The organism is Pacificispira sp., assembly GCF_965228185.1.
Lineage (GTDB): Bacteria > Pseudomonadota > Alphaproteobacteria > UBA8366 > Aestuariispiraceae > Pacificispira.
This window is the reverse complement of sequence record NZ_CBDDHE010000002.1, coordinates 500,976-521,101: the sequence shown is the minus strand read 5'-3', so window position 1 is coordinate 521,101 and position 20,126 is coordinate 500,976. Positions and strand designations below refer to the sequence as shown.

Annotated in this window: 17 protein-coding genes; 9 read left to right on the top strand and 8 right to left on the bottom strand. The window is 63.5% G+C overall.

All coding sequences use genetic code 11. From position 1 onward, the window contains the following. Window positions 1–41: 41 nt before the first annotated feature. Genes ACO06O_RS02435 through ACO06O_RS02425 form a run of 3 tightly spaced genes read left to right on the top strand, consistent with a single transcriptional unit; the run spans window position 42 to window position 4,368 of the window. Window positions 42–2,396 (top strand): xanthine dehydrogenase family protein molybdopterin-binding subunit, encoded by a 2,355-nt coding sequence (locus tag ACO06O_RS02435; RefSeq protein ID WP_421875915.1) that lies wholly within the window; start codon window positions 42–44, stop codon window positions 2,394–2,396. Next, window positions 2,393–3,211 (top strand): FAD binding domain-containing protein, encoded by an 819-nt coding sequence (locus ACO06O_RS02430; RefSeq protein ID WP_421875913.1) that lies wholly within the window; start codon window positions 2,393–2,395, stop codon window positions 3,209–3,211. The genes ACO06O_RS02435 and ACO06O_RS02430 overlap by 4 nt, the downstream gene beginning before the upstream one ends. After that, window positions 3,208–4,368 carry a xanthine dehydrogenase family Fe-S subunit gene (locus tag ACO06O_RS02425; protein ID WP_421875911.1) on the top strand — a complete coding sequence of 387 codons (1,161 nt, stop codon included), beginning with the start codon at window positions 3,208–3,210 and terminating at the stop codon, window positions 4,366–4,368. The genes ACO06O_RS02430 and ACO06O_RS02425 overlap by 4 nt, the downstream gene beginning before the upstream one ends. A gap of 116 nt (window positions 4,369–4,484) precedes the next feature. On the opposite strand, the gene ACO06O_RS02420 is transcribed toward ACO06O_RS02425, so the two are convergent. Next, window positions 4,485–5,558: a zinc ABC transporter substrate-binding protein gene (locus tag ACO06O_RS02420; RefSeq protein WP_421875909.1), complete on the bottom strand. Its 1,074-nt coding sequence runs from the start codon at window positions 5,556–5,558 to the stop codon at window positions 4,485–4,487. 140 nt (window positions 5,559–5,698) lie between these two features. On the opposite strand from ACO06O_RS02420, the gene znuC reads away from it, so the two are divergent. The 4 genes from znuC to ACO06O_RS02400 are packed head-to-tail and all read left to right on the top strand — an operon-like array spanning window position 5,699 to window position 8,816. Then, window positions 5,699–6,544, top strand: a complete 846-nt coding sequence (znuC, locus tag ACO06O_RS02415) for a zinc ABC transporter ATP-binding protein ZnuC (RefSeq protein ID WP_421876431.1) — start codon at window positions 5,699–5,701, stop codon at window positions 6,542–6,544. Next, complete coding sequence (locus ACO06O_RS02410) at window positions 6,537–7,349, top strand: metal ABC transporter permease (RefSeq protein WP_421875907.1); 813 nt, start codon at window positions 6,537–6,539, stop codon at window positions 7,347–7,349. The genes znuC and ACO06O_RS02410 overlap by 8 nt, the downstream gene beginning before the upstream one ends. Further along, entirely contained in the window at window positions 7,346–7,759 is a 414-nt protein-coding gene (locus ACO06O_RS02405) for a Fur family transcriptional regulator (RefSeq protein WP_421875905.1), read from the top strand. Before ACO06O_RS02410 ends, ACO06O_RS02405 begins: the two co-directional genes overlap by 4 nt. Window positions 7,760–7,781: 22 nt before the next feature. Continuing rightward, window positions 7,782–8,816: a trans-3-hydroxy-L-proline dehydratase gene (locus tag ACO06O_RS02400; protein WP_421875903.1), complete on the top strand. Its 1,035-nt coding sequence runs from the start codon at window positions 7,782–7,784 to the stop codon at window positions 8,814–8,816. 14 nt (window positions 8,817–8,830) lie between these two features. On the opposite strand, the gene ACO06O_RS02395 is transcribed toward ACO06O_RS02400, so the two are convergent. The 7 genes from ACO06O_RS02395 to ACO06O_RS02365 all read right to left on the bottom strand — a co-directional run bounded on the left by ACO06O_RS02395 (window position 8,831) and on the right by ACO06O_RS02365 (window position 17,043). After that, window positions 8,831–10,192: an MATE family efflux transporter gene (locus ACO06O_RS02395; RefSeq protein WP_421875901.1), complete on the bottom strand. Its 1,362-nt coding sequence runs from the start codon at window positions 10,190–10,192 to the stop codon at window positions 8,831–8,833. Between the two features lie 11 nt (window positions 10,193–10,203). Further along, window positions 10,204–10,926, bottom strand: coding sequence for a ferredoxin--NADP reductase (locus ACO06O_RS02390; RefSeq protein WP_421875899.1), 723 nt, complete (start codon window positions 10,924–10,926; stop codon window positions 10,204–10,206). A 68-nt stretch (window positions 10,927–10,994) separates the two neighbouring features. After that, on the bottom strand, window positions 10,995–13,409 hold the full coding sequence (locus ACO06O_RS02385; RefSeq protein WP_421875897.1) for a TonB-dependent receptor domain-containing protein: 2,415 nt from the start codon (window positions 13,407–13,409) through the stop codon (window positions 10,995–10,997). A 243-nt stretch (window positions 13,410–13,652) separates the two neighbouring features. Continuing rightward, complete coding sequence (locus ACO06O_RS02380) at window positions 13,653–14,624, bottom strand: FecR family protein (protein ID WP_421875895.1); 972 nt, start codon at window positions 14,622–14,624, stop codon at window positions 13,653–13,655. A 102-nt stretch (window positions 14,625–14,726) separates the two neighbouring features. Beyond that, on the bottom strand, window positions 14,727–15,248 hold the full coding sequence (locus ACO06O_RS02375; protein ID WP_421875893.1) for an RNA polymerase sigma factor: 522 nt from the start codon (window positions 15,246–15,248) through the stop codon (window positions 14,727–14,729). A 79-nt stretch (window positions 15,249–15,327) separates the two neighbouring features. Further along, entirely contained in the window at window positions 15,328–16,071 is a 744-nt protein-coding gene (locus tag ACO06O_RS02370; protein WP_421875891.1) for a 2OG-Fe(II) oxygenase, read from the bottom strand. A 72-nt stretch (window positions 16,072–16,143) separates the two neighbouring features. Next, window positions 16,144–17,043, bottom strand: a complete 900-nt coding sequence (locus tag ACO06O_RS02365; RefSeq protein WP_421875889.1) for a LysR family transcriptional regulator — start codon at window positions 17,041–17,043, stop codon at window positions 16,144–16,146. A gap of 119 nt (window positions 17,044–17,162) precedes the next feature. Between ACO06O_RS02365 and ACO06O_RS02360 the strand changes: the two genes are divergently transcribed. Together ACO06O_RS02360 and ACO06O_RS02355 are read left to right on the top strand one after the other, a co-directional pair. Further along, window positions 17,163–17,615: a PACE efflux transporter gene (locus tag ACO06O_RS02360; protein ID WP_421875887.1), complete on the top strand. Its 453-nt coding sequence runs from the start codon at window positions 17,163–17,165 to the stop codon at window positions 17,613–17,615. A 279-nt stretch (window positions 17,616–17,894) separates the two neighbouring features. Then, window positions 17,895–20,126 carry an ATP-binding protein gene (locus tag ACO06O_RS02355; protein WP_421875885.1) on the top strand — a complete coding sequence of 744 codons (2,232 nt, stop codon included), beginning with the start codon at window positions 17,895–17,897 and terminating at the stop codon, window positions 20,124–20,126.

Genomic DNA, 20,126 nt, shown 5'->3' with positions numbered 1-20,126 from the left:
GATGCCGGCCGTCCCTTCTTCGGATGTAAGAGAGTTTTGAGATGGCAAAAGACGGGATCGGCGCGCGGGTCATCCGCAAGGAAGACGAACGGCATCTTCATGGACGGGGCCGTTTTGTCTCCGATATCGCGATGCCCGGCCTGTTGGATGTGGCGTTCCGGCGCAGTGCCGTCGCCCATGGCAGAATCCGCGGGATCACGAAACCGGCCGGCCTGGAAGATCGTGTCTTCACCGCCGCCGACCTGACCGGGGTCAATCCGATCCTGGCGAATTCCGGCATCCCCGGCTTCAAGACGTCGAACTATCCCGCCCTGGCGACGGACAAGGTCCGTTTCGTCGGGGAATGCATTGCCATGTGCATCGCCCCGACCCGTGCGGAAGCCGAGGACGTGGCCGAAGCGGTCGGCCTGGATATCGAGGAACTGCCCGCGGTCGTTGACAGTCTCGACGCCCGGCGCCCCGGCTCGCCCCTGGTCCATGACGAATGGGGCGACAATCTGTTCCTGACGACCGCCGTTAACGGCGACATCGACGATCTGGCGAAAACGGCGCCGGTCAAGGTGTCGCGCGAACTGACTACCGGGCGGCAATGTATGCACCCGATGGAAGGCAAGGGCGTTCTGGCCTATTGGGATTTCCAGGCGGGACAGTTGGTCGTCTATACCTCGACCCAGGTGCCGCACATGATCCGGACCGGCCTGTCGGAAACGCTGGGTCTGGATCAGGCGAAGATCCGGGTCATCCCGCCGGATGTCGGCGGCGGCTTCGGCTATAAGTGCGTGCTGCAACCGGAAGAGATCTGCGTCGCCTGGCTGGCGATGACGCAGCGCCGTCCGTTCCGATGGATCGAAGACCGGCGCGAGCATCTGACCGCCGGGGCGAATTCGCGCGAACATCATTACAAACTGACCGCCTATGCCGACGAACGCGGCCGCTTGCTGGGCCTGGACGCCGAAGTGACCGTCAGCGTCGGCGCCTATTCGGTCTGGCCCTTCACCGCCTGTCTGGAAGCGGCCCAGGCCGGCGGCAACCTGCCCGGCCCTTACGATTTCCGGGTCTATCGCTGCAAGACCTTCTCCGTCGCGACCAACAAGCCGCCCTTCACGCCCTATCGCGGGGTTGCACGGCCGGGCGTGTGTTTCGCGATCGAACTGATGATCGACGCCATCGCCCGCGAGGTCGGCCGGGATCCGATGGATGTGCGCGCCGAGAACCTCGTGCAGGCGGCGCAGATGCCCTACACGAATGTGACCGGGAAGCATTATGACAGCGGCGATTATCCGGAATCGCTGCGCATGGCGGCCGGGTTGATCGACGTGGCGGGCGTGCGCAAACGGCAGGCCTCGGGAGAACCGGACGGCCGGCGGATCGGCGTCGGTTTCTCGACCTTCACCGAACAATCGGCCCACGGCACCAAGGTGTTCGCAAGCTGGGGCATCCCGCTGGTGCCCGGCTATGAACAGGCGACCGTGCGCCTGACGCCGGATGGCAGTCTGGAAATCCGGGCAGGCATCCACACGATCGGGCAGGGGTTGGAAACGACCTTGTCCCAGGTTGCGGTGGAGGAACTGGGCATTGCCTTCGATGCCGTGCGCGTGACCTTGGGCGATACCGCGTCGACCCCCTATTCGACCGGCGCCTATGCGTCGCGCGGCATGGTCATGGCCGGCGGGGCGGTATCGCGTGCCAGCATCGAACTGGCCCGGCGCATCCGCCGTATCGCCGCGCATCTGATGCAATGTTCGGAGGACAGCGTCGAACTGAAGGACGGCGCGATCTATTCCGGCAAGGCCAGCATCAGCTTCGCCGATGTCGGCAAGGCCTGGTATCTGCGCCCGGAACAGCTTCCGGATAATGTCGACACGATGGGGCTGGAAGTCACCGAAGGCTATAAGCCGAAGGTCGACAGCGGCGTCTTCACCTATTCGACCCACGCCGCCGTGGTTGCCGTCGATGAAGATACCGGTCAGGTCGAACTGCTGGACTATGCCGTCGTGGACGATTGCGGGCGCATGGTGAACCCGATGATCGTCGACGGCCAGTTGATCGGCGGCGCGGTCCAGGGCATCGGCACCGCACTGTTCGAGGAATCGCCCTATGACGTTCACGGGCAGCCGCTGGCATCGACGCTGCAGGATTATACCCTGCCCGGCGCCTTCGAAGTGCCCCGCATGAAGATGGGACATATCGAAAGTCCCTCGCCCTATTCCGCCCATGGCATGAAGGGGGTCGGGGAAGGCGGGGCAATTGCGCCGCCGGGCGCCATCGTCAACGCGATCAACGATGCGCTGAAGGATCGCGGCGTCGAACTGACCCGCATCCCGGCGACCCCGGAACGGATTCTGGAAGCCCTGATCCGGGCCGAGGAAAAGGCAGCTTCGGAGGCCGTGGCATGAAGCCCGTCGATTTCGATTATTCCGCCGCGGAGACCGTCGACGAGGCGCTGACCCAATTGTCCGGCGCCGACGTCAAGGTGATGTCCGGCGGCCAATCCCTGGGGCCGATGCTGAACCTGCGCCTGGTACGCCCGTCCGCCCTGGTCGGGTTGGCTGCGACGTCGGCCTTGCGTCGGATAGAGGATGCGTCCGGTGCCGTGACCGTCGGGGCGGCCGTTCGCCATGCCGAATTCGAGGATGGCAAGGTTCCGGACCCGGCCGGGGGCATGATGCAGTATGTCGCGCGGGGGATTGCCCACCGGGCCGTCCGCACACGGGGCACCATCGGCGGATCGTTGGCCCATGCCGATCCGGCGGCGGATTGGGTGACGACGCTGACGACGCTCGATGCGGTCCTGACCCTGCGCGGTGCGGACGGCAGCCGCGACGTGCCCATGACGGGGTTCATGCAGGGCGCGTTCACCACCGCCTTGCGCGATGGCGAGATCATCGAATCCATCCGGATCCCCAAGCGGTCGGAATCGGTTCGTTGGGGCTATTACAAGATCTGCCGCAAGGTCGGCGAATTCGCGGAGGCGATCGGCGCCTTGGTTGTCGACCCGGGCCAGCGCTATTGCCGCGTTGTCATGGGCGCGACGGACGGCGCGCCGGTCGTCCTGGATGATTTCTCCCGGCGGCTCGCGGCCGAGGGGGCTGCGGCCCTGTCCGGTCTTGCCGATACCGTTCGCGCGGCCCTGCCCGATGCGAATCCGGTCTCGCTCCGCCAACATGAAGTCGCGCTGCGGCGTGCGATCCAACAGGTCTATCCGTCATGAAATCGATCACCCTTACCGTGAACGGGCAGCCGGTCAGCGGTTCCGTCGAATCCCGGACCCATCTTGCCGATTTCCTGCGCGGCCAAATGGGGCTGACCGGAACGCATCTAGGCTGCGAGCAAGGGGTCTGCGGTGCCTGCACGATCCTGATCGACGGACAGCCGGGCCGGTCCTGCATCGCCCTGGCCGCCGCGTGCGACGGGGCCGATATCCGCACCGTCGAAGGGTTCGACGAGGACCCGACCATGGCCCGGCTGCGCAAGGCCTTTTCCGAACGCCACGGGCTGCAATGCGGCTTCTGCACGCCGGGCATGCTGGTCACGGCGCGCGACATCGTGAATCGGCTGGATACGCCGGACGAGGCCCGGATCCGTCATGCGTTGAGCGGAAATATTTGCCGTTGCACCGGTTATCAGGGGATTGTCGAGGCGATTTCCGATGTGATCGCGGAAACGGCGGCGGAGAAGGCGCCTTGCGGGGCACCGATCGTGCCGCTTGGCCGCGCCGCGCCGGACGCGCCGCCACCGAGTTTTGAGATTGCGGAGCGGAAGGATGCAGCGGCCGGTTCGGGCGCGGTGTCCGCGACGATCAGCAAGCCCGTCATGCGGGTGGACGACGATGGGTGGACCGTCCTGACCCTTGTCATGAAGGCCGAGCAGCCCCGCACCAAATTGTGGGAGGTCATGACCGATATCCCGACCGTCGCCCGCTGCATGCCGGGTGCGGAGGTCATGGCCGTCGAGGGTGACCGGATCCAGGGCCGCCTGACCATCCGCTTCGGTCCGATTTCGGCCGGGTTCAACGGGACGCTCGACCAGCAGGTCGATGCCAGTGCCCGACGCGTCGTCCTTTCCGGCGAGGGGGCGGATGCCAAGAGCGGCACCAATGTTCAGGGGCAGCTCACCTATGCACTGCGCACCGAGGCTGAGGAACGGACCGCCGTCGATATCGAGGTGCGGTTCAAGCTGACCGGCCCATTGGCGCAGTTCGGCCGATCCGGCCTGGTCCGGGATTTCACGTCGCGCTTGTCGTCGGATTTCGCCGGAAATCTTGGCCGACTTCTGGCCGGCGAGGACATCGGCGAAGCCCAGCAACGGCAACTCAGTGTCCTGGCGCTGCTGTGGGGCGTTCTGCGCGACCGGCTGTTCCGGCGCTGACAGACCTCCGCTCTAACGGTACCCCCGCTAACACACCCGGATGGCTTGGCAATTGCTCTGCCGAGCGCTTCCGGGTGTTTCGGCTATCCTGACAAAGTGTTGCGATGCGAAGCCAGTCAGCTCGCTTCGGCCAGGCAGGTCTTGATCGACCGCGCCATGCCGCGGATCAGTGCAAAGTAAAGATCCGGCCCGTTATCGAATTCGCTCCCAAGCGGGTCCAGAACGCCGGTCTTTGCAGGCGTTCCTTCGACGACCGTCGCGACCAGCTTCGGTTCGAATTGCGGCTCCGCGAAGACGCAAGCCGCGCCGAGTTCCGCCACCCTCGCCTGAATTTCCGCAACGCGTTCCGCGCCCGGCATGACTTCTGGCGAAATCGTGATGGACCCGGCGGCCGTAACGCCGAACCGGTTTTCGAAATAGCGATAGGCATCGTGGAAGACGATGAAGCCCTTGCCTTTGACAGGCGTCAATTCGCCGTCGATCTCAGTGATCAGGCTGTCGAGGCGGGCCATCAGGGCTTCTGCATTCGCCTCATAACGTGCCGCGTTTTCCGGATCCGCGGCGGCGAGGGCCTCTTCGATTTCGTGGACCAGGGCCTTGGCGTTCAGCGGGTCGAGCCAGACATGCGCATCGAACTCGCCATCTCCATGGTCGCCGTGATCATGCTCTGCCTTTTTGTCGTGATCGTGGTCGTGACCATGCTCGTCATGACCGTGCTCTGCCTTCTTGTCGTGATCGTGGTCATGGCCGTGATCATGCTCCGCCTTCTTCTCATGATCGTGGTCGTGACCATGCTCGTCATGACCGTGCTCGTGGTCATGCATTTCGAAAGCACCGCCTTCGCGGAAGCCGAGCTTGGTAAGATCATGCGCATCGATCAATTCGACCGATTTCGCATTGGCGCCAAGCGTCTCCAGCGGCTTTTCCAGAAACGCTTCCATCTCGTGCCCGATCCAGAACACGACATCGGCGGACTGCAGCATTTGCGCCTGGGAAGGCTTGAGCGCATAGGTATGCGGCGATCCGGCCCCGTCCACGATCAGCCCCGGTTCGCCGACACCTTCCATGACCGCGGCGACCAGCGAATGGACCGGTTTGATGGAGGCGACCACATTGACTTCCGCCTGTGCAGCGGCGGTCGGGACGGCAAACATGGTGGACGCGAGAAGCAGGGATCGGATCTGTCGCATGGAGCCTCCAAATGGTCGGGGAGTTTGGGCACGAAATGTTATACCGTACCGCAATTGCGTTACGGTATAACGTGTGCCATAAGCGCACGCAATCCCCGGCCATTTAAAAAAATTGGACCTGTGATCACTCCATGCCGAACATAGAAAACACGCTTATCACGCTGGAAAACGCGGGCGTATTCCGGACCGGCCGCTGGCTGGTGCGTGGCGTTTCCATGAAGGTCGATCTCGGTGAAATCGTCACCCTGATCGGACCAAATGGATCAGGAAAATCGACGACGGCGAAGATGGCCTTGGGGTTGCTGCGGCCGGACGAGGGCGCGGCCGCACAACGCAACGGATTGCGCGTGTCCTATGTGCCCCAGAAACTGGCGATCGATTGGACGCTGCCCCTGACGGTTCGGCGGTTCATGTATTTGTCCGGCGGCGTCACCAAGGACAATGCGGCCAAGGCATTGGCCGCGACCGGCATGTCGCATCTTGTCGACGCTGAGGTGCGAACCCTGTCCGGCGGGGAGTTCCAGCGGGTCATGCTGGCCCGCGCCATGGCGCGCCAGCCCGATCTTCTGGTGTTGGACGAACCGGTTCAGGGCGTCGATTTCACCGGCGAGATCGCGATCTACGATCTGATCAAGCAAATCCGGGACGAGCTGAACTGCGGCGTGTTGCTGATCTCGCACGATCTGCATGTCGTTATGGCCGCAACCGACCGGGTGGTCTGCCTCAACGGCCATGTCTGCTGTTCCGGGACGCCGACGACGGTTGCGTCCAGCCCGGAATACAAGGCGCTGTTCGGGGCGCGCGCGGCATCGGCCCTGGCCGTCTACGAACATCATCACGACCATACCCATCTGGCCGACGGCCGCGTCATGCATGCCGACGGCACGATCACGGACGATCACGGCGACCACGGTCATGATCACGGCCACGACCATCCCCATAAGCCGGCGGCGGAGCGACGAGACGAGGAGCTGCACGATGCTTGACGATTTCTTCACGCGTGCCGTTCTGGCGGGAATCGGCGTCGCACTCGTAGCCGGGCCGCTCGGCTGTTTCATCGTCTGGCGCAGGCTCGCCTATTTCGGGGATACGCTGTCGCACGCCGCCCTGCTGGGCGTTGCGCTGGCCTTTCTGTTCGAAGTTAACGTGACCATCGCCGTATTCGCCGTCTCGGCCTGTGTGTCGCTCGCGCTGATCCTCATGCAGCGGCGGGCGACCTTGTCATCGGACGCACTGCTGGGACTTCTGGCCCATTCCGCCTTGGCCCTTGGCCTTGTCGTGCTGGGCTTCATGACGTGGGTCCGAATGGATCTGATGGGTCTTCTGTTCGGGGATATTCTCGCCGTTTCGAAGATGGATATCGCTGTCATTTGGCTGGGCGGCGCCGTGGTGCTGGCCATTCTGGCGGCGATCTGGCGGCCCCTTTTCGCCGCCACCGTCAACCGTGAGGTCGCAGAGGCGGAAGGCATGAATCCGGACCGGGCCAATCTGGTCTTCATGCTGTTGATGGCGGCCGTCATCGCGATCTCCATGAAGATCGTCGGGGTGCTGCTGATCACAGCAATGCTGATCATTCTGGCGGCGGCCGCGCGCCGCTTCGCCTCGGGGCCGGAACAGATGGCCTTGCTGGCCGCGGGAATTGGCGCGGTCTCCGTCGTCGGCGGGCTATTCGGATCATTGAACTGGGATACGCCGGCCGGACCCAGCATTGTCGTGGCGGCGCTCGCCCTGTTCGTTCTGTCGATCTTGCCCGCCTTGCCGCGCCGCCCGGTCAAAGGGGACGGGTCATGAGCGAATCCGGCCAAGAGTTTGACGATCTTACGAAGAACCAATCCCTGGTCATGGGTACCCTGACGCGGACTGACGGGCCGCTCAGCGCTTATTCCATTCTCAACCAATTGCGCGATCAGGGCCTTCGCGCGCCGCTTCAGGTTTACCGGGCCTTGGACAAGCTGGTCGAATTGGGCCTCGTCCATCGCCTCGAAAGCCTCAACGCCTTCGTCGCCTGCCGGCATCCGGGTTGCGATGGCCACGAGACCATCGCTTTCATGATCTGCGAACGGTGCGGTCAGGTGGCGGAGATCGGCGATGACAGTCTGACCCGGCAGCTCGACGGTCTTTCGAAGGACGTCAAGTTTTTGCTGCGCAAGACCACGATAGAGTTGCGCGGGGTCTGCATTGAATGTCAGGAACAGGCATAGTCTTCGACAAGGCCGGACCGCCATGCGCAGCAGCCAGACGATCCATGTCATTTCCTGCCACGCCGAGGGCGAGGTCGGGGATGTGATTGTCGGCGGCGTCGCGCCGCCGCCGGGCGAAACCCTGTGGGAACAAAGCCGCTTCATCGACCGCGACGGGGCCCTGCGCAACTTCGTCCTGAACGAGCCGCGCGGCGGGGTGTTCCGCCATGTAAACCTGCTGGTTCCGCCGAAGCATCCGGACGCCCAGATGGGGTTCATCATCATGGAGCCGGAAGATACGCCGCCCATGTCCGGGTCGAATTCGATCTGCGTCGCGACCGTGCTGCTGGATGGCGGAATCCTGCCGATGACGGAACCGGAAACCCATCTGGTGCTGGAAGCGCCGGGTGGTCTGATCCGGGTTCGGGCCGAATGCCGTGACGGCAAGGCGCAGCGCATCCATGTCCGAAATCTGCCGTCCTTCGCCTGCGCACTGGACGCGGCTCTGGAGGTCGAAGGCCTGGGCACGATCCGGGTCGATACGGCCTTCGGCGGCGACAGTTTCGTCGTGGTGGACGCCGCGGCGCTGGGCTTCGACATCGCGGCGGGCGAGGCGGCCGATATCGCCCGGACCGGATCGCGGATCATCGCGGCGGCGAATGCGCAGCTCGGCTTCGATCATCCGAACAATCCGGATTGGCGGCACATTTCCTTCTGCCTGTTTGCCGGGCCGTTGCAGGAAACGCCGGACGGGTTCGAAGCGGCCTCCGCCGTCGCGATCCAGCCCGGCAAGGTCGACCGGTCGCCGACCGGCACGGCCGTCTCCGCCCGCATGGCGCTCCTGGCGGCGCGCGGCCGGATGACCGAGGGCCAATGTTTCCACGCCCGCTCCATCATCGGTTCGCGCTTCACCGGCCGGATCGTCGGGCATGCAACGGTCGGGGGGCGGCCCGCCATCGTGCCGGAAATCAGCGGCCGAGCCTGGATCACCGGCACGCATCAGCACATGCTGGACCCCGACGATCCCTGGCCGGGAGGCTACCGCGTCAACGACACCTGGCCGGATCGCGGCATCTGATCGCGCCGGCCCGCTCAAACGGCGTAGGAAGATTGGCCGTCGGTATCCTCCACCAGTTTCAGCCGCTGCCAGGATCGGTAGCGCCACAGCAGGAACATCGCCGTCCCCTTCGCCATCTCCTCCAGGATCAACGCGTACCACAGGCCCTTGACCCCGTATCCCAGGTAATCGGCGAACAGCCAGACCAGCGGCAGGGCCAGGGCAAACGTGATCGACAGGTTGACGATTACCGGCCGGTTCACATCCCCCGCCGCCTTCAGCGAATTGAACAGGATCAGGTTCACGGTCTGGAACGGGGTGACGATGATATGCAGCATCAGGATCGTCTGCACCGCCGCGACGACCGCTGCATCCTGGGTGAACAGGCCGATCAGGAATTCCCCGCCCAGCCACAATCCGGCAGCGATGCCGGTCACGGCGATACCGGTCATCACGGCGTTCTTCACGGCGCGGCGGAAGGCGGTTTCGTTGTCGCCGGCGCCCTTGTCGTATCCGACCAGGACCTCGTTCCCGTAGGAGATGACGATGACGATCATCGCCAGAAGCTGCGTGATGGTCAGCGTATAGGACCGGGTCAGGATCGCCGTTACGCCCAGTCCGGCGATCAGCGAGACGATGACAAGCTGGTAGAGCTGATAGCCGAGGGCCTCGCCGACGCTGGGATAGGACAGTTTCAGGATGCGGATCGAATTCGACCAGACATTCCGGGGCAGGGGAAAGATGGTCAGACCGATCCGGTATTGCAGGAACCAGATCAGCAGCAGCAATTTCAGGCTGCGGATCAGGACGGTCGACAGGGCCGCGCCGTAGATGCACATTTCCGGGATGATCCAGAAGCCGTAGACGAAGGCGTATTCCGCCGCCAGATAGGCGACATTGCCGATGATCCCCAGCCACAGGATCTCCATCGTCCGGCCGAAACCGCGCAAGGCGGCGATCGCGGTGTTGATGAAGCCGTAATACACCATGGTCAGCGAGATGCTGTAGATATAGATCAGCACATCGCCGCGGATCTCGTCCGGCGTGTTGATCCAATCCGTGTAATAGGTCGCGCCGCCGCCCAGACCGACGGCGATGATCACCCCGAAACCGACGCTGGCGCAGAAGCCGACGCGGGCGATGTCCCTGGCGTTGTCGACCTCGTTCCGGCCCAGGAATTGGGCGATCAGGATCAAGGCGCCGACGGACATCAGGCCGGACAGGTCATAGCCCAGGCCCAGCACCTGGTTCGCCATGCTGACAGACGCCGCCAGATCGTCGGAATAGTTGGCCAGCATCATCGTGTCGGCGAAGGTGACGCCGATGGTCATGATCCCGAACAGGAACAGCGGCAGCGTCAGTTGGAACAAATTTTTGCGTTCGAAATTTTCGGCCATGGGGATCGGTCTCAGTGGGAGAAGTTTTCGGTGCGGATATCGGCGGGGGCGATGCCCTGTCCGGTCAGGAAGGCGGTCGTGTCGGCAATGAACGCGTCCCGGCCGCAGAGATAGATCAGCGGCCTGTCGAGGCCGGTCAGCGCGGTTGCGACCTTCGGAAAGACGGTCTGGCGGTCGGCGAAGGCGACCTGATCCGGGAATTGCGCCCAGAAGTCCCGATACAAGGTCCCGCGTCCGGCATAGACCAACGCCCAGTTCTGTCGCCCGCCGGCGTCCATCTGGGCGATCAGCGACCGGATCGGCGCGATCCCGATCCCGCCCGCGATGAACAGGACCGGTCGGCCGGCTTCCTCGTCCTTTAGGGTGAAATCGCCGCGAACCTTGAACAGGCGCACAATGTCGCCCGGCCTGGCCTTGCGGAACCGGCGTTTGAAGCGGGAGGCGGAGGCGCAGTCCATGCTGAACAGCACCCCGGCTTCCTGGGGCGCGTTGGCGAAGGACATGTGCCGGACATGGTGGTTGTCCCGGATCGCGCCCGGCGCGATGACATGGGCATATTGCCCGGCGGTGAAATCCGGGGCGCCCCTTGCGTCCAGGATATAGGAATAGACCGCGTCGTATTCGTGGACGATGTCCACAATCGGCAGGCGGTGGAAATCGAACCCCGGATTGCCGCGCCAATGATCGACACGGAAATAGACCGGGCGCAGAAGTGTTTTCAGCCATTCCGGCATCGGATGTCCCCTTCAAAGCCGAAAGGGCGAGCCCTGGGCCCGCCCTTTCGGAACGCTATGAACCGGTGTCAGAACTTGGCGTCCAACTGCAGGCCGAAGGTCCGGCCGTCGCCGATTGAGGCGGACGTCTGGTTTAAGGCGCTGCTGGTCTGGTATTCCTTGTCGAAAAGGTTGTCGACATAGGCCATCAGCCGGACGCTGCCATAGCGGTAGCCCGCCCGGACATTGGTCAGGAAGAAGTCGTTCAGCCGCTGGGTATCGTCATTCGTCAGGGCCGAATTCGAATAGAATTCGCTGGAATAGTTGATGTCCGCGGCGGCGAACAGGCCGGTGTCGCTGTCCCATGCCCCGCCAAGGGACGCCGTGATGGCCGGTGCCTCGGGGAAGTCGTTGCCCTCGCAACTGGCGCTGGCGCAGGTCGAGGCGTTGACTTCGCCCAGCCGGGTTTTCAACAGGCCCAGCGCGCCGAAGGTGCTGAATTCCTCCATCACGGTCGCCCGGCCTTCCAGTTCCGCGCCGTAGGAATAGGAACCCTCGGCATTGAACGAGGACAGGACGTTGTTGTTGGAGATCGTGACCTGCTGATCCTGATAGGAATTGTAGAACACGTTCGCGCCCCAGGTCAGGTTCTGGACGCTTTCGTCGCGCCAGGACAGCTCGGTCGTCCAGACATATTCCGGGGCGACTTCGCGGATATCGTTGACGGTCTCCTCGACCACCTGGCTGAAGCCCTGGCGGTAGCCGCGGGTCACTGTCAGGCCCACGACCTGGCTGTCCGTGACGTCATAGGCCAGACCCAGTTTGGGCAGCAGCGCGACATCGGTGCGTTTCTCGTCCATGTCCTTGGCGAAGGTGATGTCGAAACCCGCCGTGTTGGCGGCCAGCGATGTCACGTCCCGGTCGATGAAGTTGGAGACGGTGTCGCGCTGGATGCGCCCGCCGCCGATCAGGGAGAAACCGTCGCCCAGGTCATAGCGCAGGTCGCTGTAGATCGCGGTCGTGTCGATCGTGTTCCGGGCGTCGGAATGCACATCGACCGTGACCCCCAGACCGGCACCCAGCCCGACGAAGATCGTGCCGTAGGATGCCTTGTCCTGACGCGCGGCATAGAGGCCGATCGTCCCGGTCAGGGCGCTGTCCCCTTCCAGGTTCAGGCGCAGATCCTGCGAGAAGTTCTCGTCCCGGCGTTTGTCGTCGCGGATGAAGGCGGTGTTGCCGGGTGCCGTTTCGATGGTCAGCGAGGCGTCGTGGAACGTCGTGACGGAGGTCAGCGACAGGCTGTCATCGATGTCATAGACGACTTCGGCACTGTAGTTATTGGCGTTCATCTTACGCAGCTCCTCGGTCGAGAAGCCGGACGACAGGGAATTGTATTGCCGCGCGAAATGGTCGTCGCCATTGACGGTCGACGTCGACGGCTTGTCGAAGATGTCGTTCGCCATCAGCGTGACGCTCAACCCTTCGATCCGGCGCGGCTCGATCAGCAGCTTTCCGCGAATGGACCGGTACTGGTCCTCGTTCAAGGCGCTATCCGCCTCGGTGGCCTGGTCGATGTCCTTGTAGTGATTGCGGCTCTCGGCGGCTATGCGGATCGCGACCTGGTCTTCCATCAACGGGCCGTTGACCATGATCGCGCCGTCATGACGTTCGTCATTGCCATAGACGCCCTTGGTCGCCGCTTCCCAATCATAGGTCGGGTCCTGGCTTTCCATGACGATGGCGCCGGCCATGGCGTTCGGGCCATAGAGGGTGGATTGCGGACCGCGTAGCACCTCGACCTGTTCCATGTCCCAGGTCCCGCGGGAACCCCGGCGCAGCGCCTCCGACGATTGGGCGACGCCGTCGATGATGACCGAGATGGTGGGCGCGGAGTTTTCCGGCTCCGAGACACCGTCGGCGCTGACGCCGCGGATCTGCATGCCCTTGTTCGCCTGGCTGCTGGGGTAAAGGCGGACATTGGCCATGGTGTTGAACGTGTCCGACAGCTCGTCCAGCTTGTAACGGTCGATATCGTCGGCGGTGGCGACCCCGACGCTGGTCTGGGTGTCCAGATAGGAACGCTCGATCTTCTCCCCGACGATGGTCAGGGTCGGCAGGACGATCGGTCCGCCGCTGACGCCCTGGACGATGGCGATCCCGCTGTCATCCTGGCGCCAGACCAGATCCGTCCCGGCCAGCAGGGCCGCAAGGCCGACTTCCACCGTCATGGTGCCGCTGACGCCATCCGTCCGCGCGTCGGCGACCAGGGCCGGATTGACCGAAATCTGGACTCCCGCCTGCAGGCCGAAGGCGGTGATCGCTTCCGCCAGCGGCTGGGCCGCGATGTCAAAGGTCTTCTGTTCCTGCGACACGCTTTGGGCCAGCGCGGCTTGCGGTGCGGCATACCCGGTGGACCAAACCAGCATCGTCGCCAGAATGGACGCCTTGAACGGGGCGGCACCAAGCCGGTGCGCCCCCCGGAAACCGGCGGTGAAACTGAACATCTGAACTCCCCTCCTCGAAACAGGCGACCAACTGCATTTGACAATCAGTCGCAATGACCACTGTTTCGTTGACGCTGGGTCGTTTGGCGATGTTCAGAAAAAATTGAGAATTTCTCACGCTATCGCACTGAAGGGGGCGCCGGTGGGATCAGAGGCCGACATGACGACGGGCGACTTTGCGATGAGTCTCGCCCCGTCACGCTCGCCGGCACGGTGATGCGGGAACTGGCGAAATGACGGCCGTTAAATCCGGCTGACGACCAGAAGCCAGGGGGACAGGGCACGGACCTGGAAGCCGTGCGACCGCGCCATGACGGCCAATGCCTTGTCGGGATGGCGCAGGTCGAAAACGCCGGTCACCTTTTCGCCCGACAGATCCCCTTCGGCGATCACGATATAGCCGCCGAAATAGGGTGACAGGTCGGCAACGACCTGGTCCAGCCGGGCGCCGTTCGCGACCAGAAGATTGTCGCGCCAGGCGGCGACCGTGTCCGGGCGCTGGCCGCTGCGGGCCCAGCCGCCGGTGTCCATGCTGGCAAGGCGGTCCCCGGCGCGCAGGGTTTCGGTACTGTCGATCCCATCCGCCAGAACGGACACGATGCCTTCGGACACGGTCACGGCGCGTTGTCCGTCGCGCGCCTCGACCTCGAACTCCGTGCCCAGGACGGTGACTGTCAAATCCTGCGCCTGGACGACGAAGGGGCGGGACGGGTTGGACGCGACGTCGAAATAGGCCTGCCCGGCATGCAGGATGACCTGGCGCCGGGTCTCGGAATACTCGACGGTAATCGCGGTATCCGGGGCCAGCGTGATCACGGATTGGTCGCCCAGAGTGATTTCTTGGGTCGCCGCCGTGCGGGTTTGATGCGTGCCCATTGGCATGAACCGGTCCGCCGCGGCCCAGGTCAGCAGCGCCGCGAGGGCCAGTCCCGCACCGGCCAACAGTCGGCGGCCCGTTCTGCGGGGTTTCACGGGCGGCAGCGAGAAATCCGGTTCGGGAAGGGGGGCGGCCGGACCCGTCTGCGCCGGTGAAAGCGCGGCCAGCAGCGACGCGGTATGTTCCGCTTCCTGCCAGGCGATCTCGTTTTCCGGAGACGCGGCGCGCCAGGCGTCGAAGGCGCGGTGCAGCGCGGGATCGCCTGGCCGTTCGCGCAGTGCGATCAGCCAGTCCGTCGCCGTGTTCGGCTCTTCGATGTCTTTCACGGTATCGTTCATTGTTCCTGGAAATTGCTCTGCGCGGCGATACCCCGGGACGGAAATCGCCCGGTATAGTCTAGACGCTGGACCCCGCCTGGATGTTCAGTGAAAGAAATCCCATCAGTGGATATGTGTCGACCGATTCAGCCGTTGGCGGCAATGTTCCAGCCCGTCCTTGACCAGGGCATGGGCCTGACCCAGGGATACGTCCAGCGCCGCCGCGACCTCCCGCAGGGTTTTCCCCTCCTGCCAATAGAGCGTCAGCGCCCGTTTCGTGCGTTCCGGCAGTTCCGCCACGGCCGCGCGCAGCAGGGTCAGCTCGTCGCGGGCGATGGCGGCCCGCTCCGGCCCCGGATTGTCGCGGTCCGGAACCGTCATCAGTGCCGCCGGGTCGGCGACGACACGCGCGCTTTCCCGCTGTGTCCGCCGCCGCGCGTCGATCGACAAGGTCCGCACGATGGTCCGCAGATAGGCCAGCGGCTCGTCGATCTTTTGACTGAGCGCCACCCGGACGAATTTCATCCAGGCCTCCTGCAGCACATCTTCCGCCGCCGCCATGTCGCCGACGATGGACAGGGAGAAGCGGACAAGCTCCTCCCGGTTCCGGTCGTAGATCGACAACAGTTCACTTTGGGTATGCATCGGGGCCAGGGTCCGGTGATCGACCCGATGCTTGTATCGCGAATCGTTCTTAATTGCAATAAAGGGAAGAAGTCCCAACCTAACGCGCGTCGTGGAAGATGATGCCCAGCGTGTGGCGATGTCCGGAGGTCACCTGCGAAACGCCGTGGCGCAGGGTGACGGCATAGTCGCCGCGCGTGCCCCGGACCGGGCGCTTGTTGACGGCGAACAGGATCGCGTCGCCCTGGCGCAGCGTCGCGACATGCGGCCGGCTTTGCATGCGCGGGCGCTGTTCGGTCAGGACGAATTCGCCGCCGGTGAAATCCCGCCCCGGTTCGGACAACAGGATGGCGGCCTGGATCGGGAAGTACAGATCGCCATAGAGATCCTGATGCAGGCAGTTATAGTCGCCCGCCTGGTATTGCAGCAGCAGCGGCGTCGGCCGCGCCTGGCCCGCCGCGCGGCATTGTGCCAGGAATTCGGCATGGTCCGCCGGATACCGCCGGTCTCCGCGCAAGCGTTCCGCCCAGTCGTTTGCCAAGGGCGCCAGGCGCGGATACAGCGCGCGGCGCAGCGCCGTGACCGGGTCGGGCAGGGGATAGGCGAAATACTTGTACTCACCGCGGCCGAAGCCGTGCCGCGCCATGCGGATATGGCTGCGGAACAGCGTGTCTCTATCGTATAGCTCGGCAAGCGCGCCGCATGCCTGGGGCGACAGCAGTCCGGGCAGGACCGCATGGCCGGTCCGGTTCATTTCGGCCAGGATCAGGCTCCAATCGTATGGTGCGATTGGATCGTCGTGCGGATCGCTCCCCGTAAGGATTGCGGTATCGGTTCGAGGCAAGGCCGGTCTCCCTGTGCGCTGTGTCCCCGGTCAGGTAGCGTTCCGCCGTATCGCCGCCCACCCGATACTTGCTTACCCGTCCCGCCACGCCGTTTGCGGCATGGCCAGCAGGCTGTCGCGCAGCCATTGCCCGGCGGGCCCCAGGGCATGGCGTTCGGTCCAGACCACGTCGATGCCTTCCAGTAGATCGCTCTGCTGAAACAGATAGGACATGACGACCAGCGCCCCGCTCTCCAGATGGGCCGCGACCAGGGAATTCGGCAATTCCGCCCAGCCGAAACCCGCGATCACCAGATCGGCGATCAGGGACGGGCTTTCCGCCTGCCAGATCGCGGCGCTCTTGCGGTCGCCGATCTGCGCCGGGCGGGTGCGCGACCGGCTGTGGGTGATCAACTGCCGATGCCGGCGCAGGTCGCCATGGCCGACCGTATCCAGCGCCGCCAGCGGATGGCCCGGCGCGCAGACCGGGACCAGTTTCGAATGCCCGACGCCCCGGAACTGGAACCCGATCGGATAGACTTCCTGTTCGATCATCAGCCCGATATCCGCCCGGCCGCCGGACAGCAGCGCCGCCGTGTCGTTCGGCCCGGGGCGTAGCAGGTCCAGCGCGACATGGGGGAAGCGCTCTGCGAACTCCCCCAGCAGCGGCAGCAGCGACGCCATGCCGATGCTCTGTTCCACCGCTAGGCACAATTCCGCCTCGACCCCCTCGCTCAACGTGTTGGCCTTGGCGATGAATTCCTGGCTGCCATACAGCACGTTGCGGGCATAGGGCAGCAGCGCCCGGCCATGCGCGGTCAGGACCGGATTGCGCCCGGCGCGGTCGAACAAGTCGACCCCGCTGTCGATTTCCAGATTGGCGATGGCGGTCGACACGGCCGACTGCGCCTTGCGCATCCGGCGCGCGGCAGCGGAGAAAGACCCGGTTTCGGCGGCCAGGACGAAGGCCTCCAGGCTGGTCAGATTGGGCATCAACAATCCATCTGAAAATTAGATAGGTACTAACTATAAACTTCCGTGAATTCCGTTAAAAGGGCCTCAGTTTTTCGGTGAGCACCCCCGGAGAGGGGACAATCGGGTTGGATACGGTCATGTCGAACAAAGTCGCCCTGCGGTCGGGCAAAGACCGCCTGCGTTATTCCATCGCCTTCGAAGGCACGCTGCTGATGGTCCTGGTACCGGTCGGCGCGGTTTTCTTCGACAAGGGGCTGGCCAGTATCGGCCTGCTGGGCGTGCTGCTGTCGCTGAAGGCGCTGGCCGTCAGCGTGGTCTATAACTGGGCCTTCGACCGGATCGACGCGCGGCGCGGCCGCATCGCCTCCGACCGTTCCGCCATCGGGCGGATCCTGCACGCGGTCGGCTTCGAATTCTTCCTCGTCGTCACTTCGCTGCCGCTCTATTGCTGGTGGCTGGACCTGACGATCCTGCAGGCCTTGACCATGGATATCGTCGTGACCGGCTTCGTCGTCGCCTATACCTATGTCTTCACCCTGGCCTATGACCGCCTGTTCCCCGTCCGGCCCAACGCGGCCATGGCGGGGTAGGGGCGCTTACCGGCCCGCAGGGTCGACAATGGGCGGATGGGCCGGGCTGCGGGCGACCGTGCCACACGATCCGGCAGACTAAAGCGGCAGGCTTCGGGCTTCTTCCGCGCTAAACTGTTCAGGCAGAGACGTGCCGATACTTTGCCCAGACCTTTCCTGGCGAAAGGGAATCCCCTATTTTCACTAGGCGTTTTTATCTGTCACATTAACACAAATTAAGGCATTTCCTGATACTTGCCTTGTTTTGGATAGTGAGAATCGCGAAAGGCGGGATTCAGAATGTCCAGTGGGTTATCTGACATTCTCGTTCGGAGCTATATCCCGTTCCTCGCAAATATCGGGGTCCTGGCGCTGCTGGCTTGGGTCGTATCGATCTATGGGCGAGAGCTTTCGCGAACCGTTCGGACCCCGCATATCTGGTTCAGCCTTGTGATCGGCGTCAGCTTCGGTGCCACGGCCGCGCTCTTGATGAATATCCCGATCGAGTTCGAACCGGGCATTTTTGGTGATGCCAGGGCCGTGCCGGTGCTGTTGTCCGGTATTTTCGGGGGACCCGTCGCCGCATTGGTCGCCGGCGCGATCGCGGGCGGGATGCGCATACTTCTCGGCGGCGGCGGCGTGCTATCCGGGCTGATCTATGTCGCAATCTTTGCCGCGTTCAGCATTATGACATTCTGGGCGTTCAATCGCAGAGCCGGCAAACTTCCGGGCCTTGTCGACATGCTGCTGATTGCAACCGTTGCGACCGGCGTTTCAAGCATCGGCATCCTGACATTCAATCCGGCGTCGCGTCTGCCCATTCTCCTGCAGCTCTGGCCACTGCTGCTTGCGGCAAACATTTTCGGTATTGCGTTGCTGGGCGGGATGTTGGGCCGGGAATATGCGCGACGCCTGGCCGAACAGGAATCAGAGCGCGAACGGCGACGGGCGGACAGCGCGGCAGAAGCAAAGTCCAAGTTTCTCACCGCGATGAGTCACGACATACGGACGCCCTTGAATGCAATCCTTGGGATTCACCAGATCCTGGATCGCGCAGACCTGCCCCGGGACGTTAAGGAGAAGATCAAGACTGCCCAGGATTCGGGCCAGTTTCTGCTGGCCCTCATCAATCAGATTCTCGATTTCGCGAAAATCGACGCGGGCTCTCTGCCCGTGAAACCGGCCCCGTTTTCCGTTCAGGTAATGTTGAATGCCTTGCAGTCGATCTTTTTCTATCAGGCGGGGGCAAAGGGCATCGAGCTCGAGGTCAGCTATGACGGTACCGAGAACGACGTGATCGTCGCGGATCGAAACTTGGTGCAACAGATTCTGTTCAATCTGATCGGCAACGCCATCAAGTTTACCCGACATGGCTCCGTGTCGGTCCGCGCCTCGCTTCGGGAGGATGCTGCCGGAACCGGTAGGCTGGAGATCGACGTGACCGATACCGGGCCGGGTATCTCGGAGGAGGATCAATCCAGGATCTTTGAAGAGTTCGAGCAAACCGAGACCGGTATAATGAGTGGAGGCACCGGGCTGGGGCTCGCCATCTGCAAACGAATTGCAGATACGATTGGCGCGTCTTTGTCGGTCAAAAGTCAGCGGGGCAAGGGCGCGACCTTCAGCCTCGCACTGGACGCACCGCAAGGTGAACTGACCGATGCTCCTCCTGGTCCGGTAACCGCACCGATGATGCCCGTCGCGGTTCTGGTCGTTGAAGACAACATGATCAACCAAGAGATCGCCCGCACCATGCTGGAGCAGGACGGGCATGTCGTGGAAATCGCCTCGAACGGGCGTGAGGCGGTGGAACTCCTGTCCGAAGAAGGCGATCTTCCGGACATCGTCTTCATGGATATTCAGATGCCCGAGATGGATGGGGTGGAAGCGACGAAGGCCATTCGACGCATCCATGATGCCGAAACACTGCCCATCATCGCGCTGTCCGCGAATGCGTTTTCCGATCAGCAGGCAGAGTATATCGGCGCCGGGATGAATGGCGCGATCTCCAAGCCGGTTCAAATCGCGGAATTGCGCAACTGCATCAAACGATTTGCCGGAAAGCGTTACAACGGGGACACCCTGCCGATGGACGCGGGGGAAGACCGCACCACCGCGGTCCCGCTGGTCGACCCTGCCGTTCTCGACCCCCTGGTGTCCGTTGTGAACCCCGAAATGCTGGAGGACCTGGTCCGTAAGCTAAGGACAAGCGCGTCGGTACAGTTGACGCGACTGCAGGAAGTCGGGAGCGACCCGGCCCTGGTCGGGGCCATAAGCCATGAGTTGAAGGGCATGTTAGGCAATTTCGGACTGGCCCGCGCGGCGAAGGCGGCGGAGAAGCTGGCCGCCGTTCGGGACGGCGACGAACCGGTTCCTCCGGCGACGGACGAGCTTTTTCGCGAGGTCGAACACTCGTTTCTGGAATTGGAGAGACAGTTGAAGGCCAGAACAGGCCGATCATTCGGCATCGCACAGGCCGTTTCCGACATCGAGCCGCCCGCCAGATCCCATGCCGCCGACGGAGACAGATGA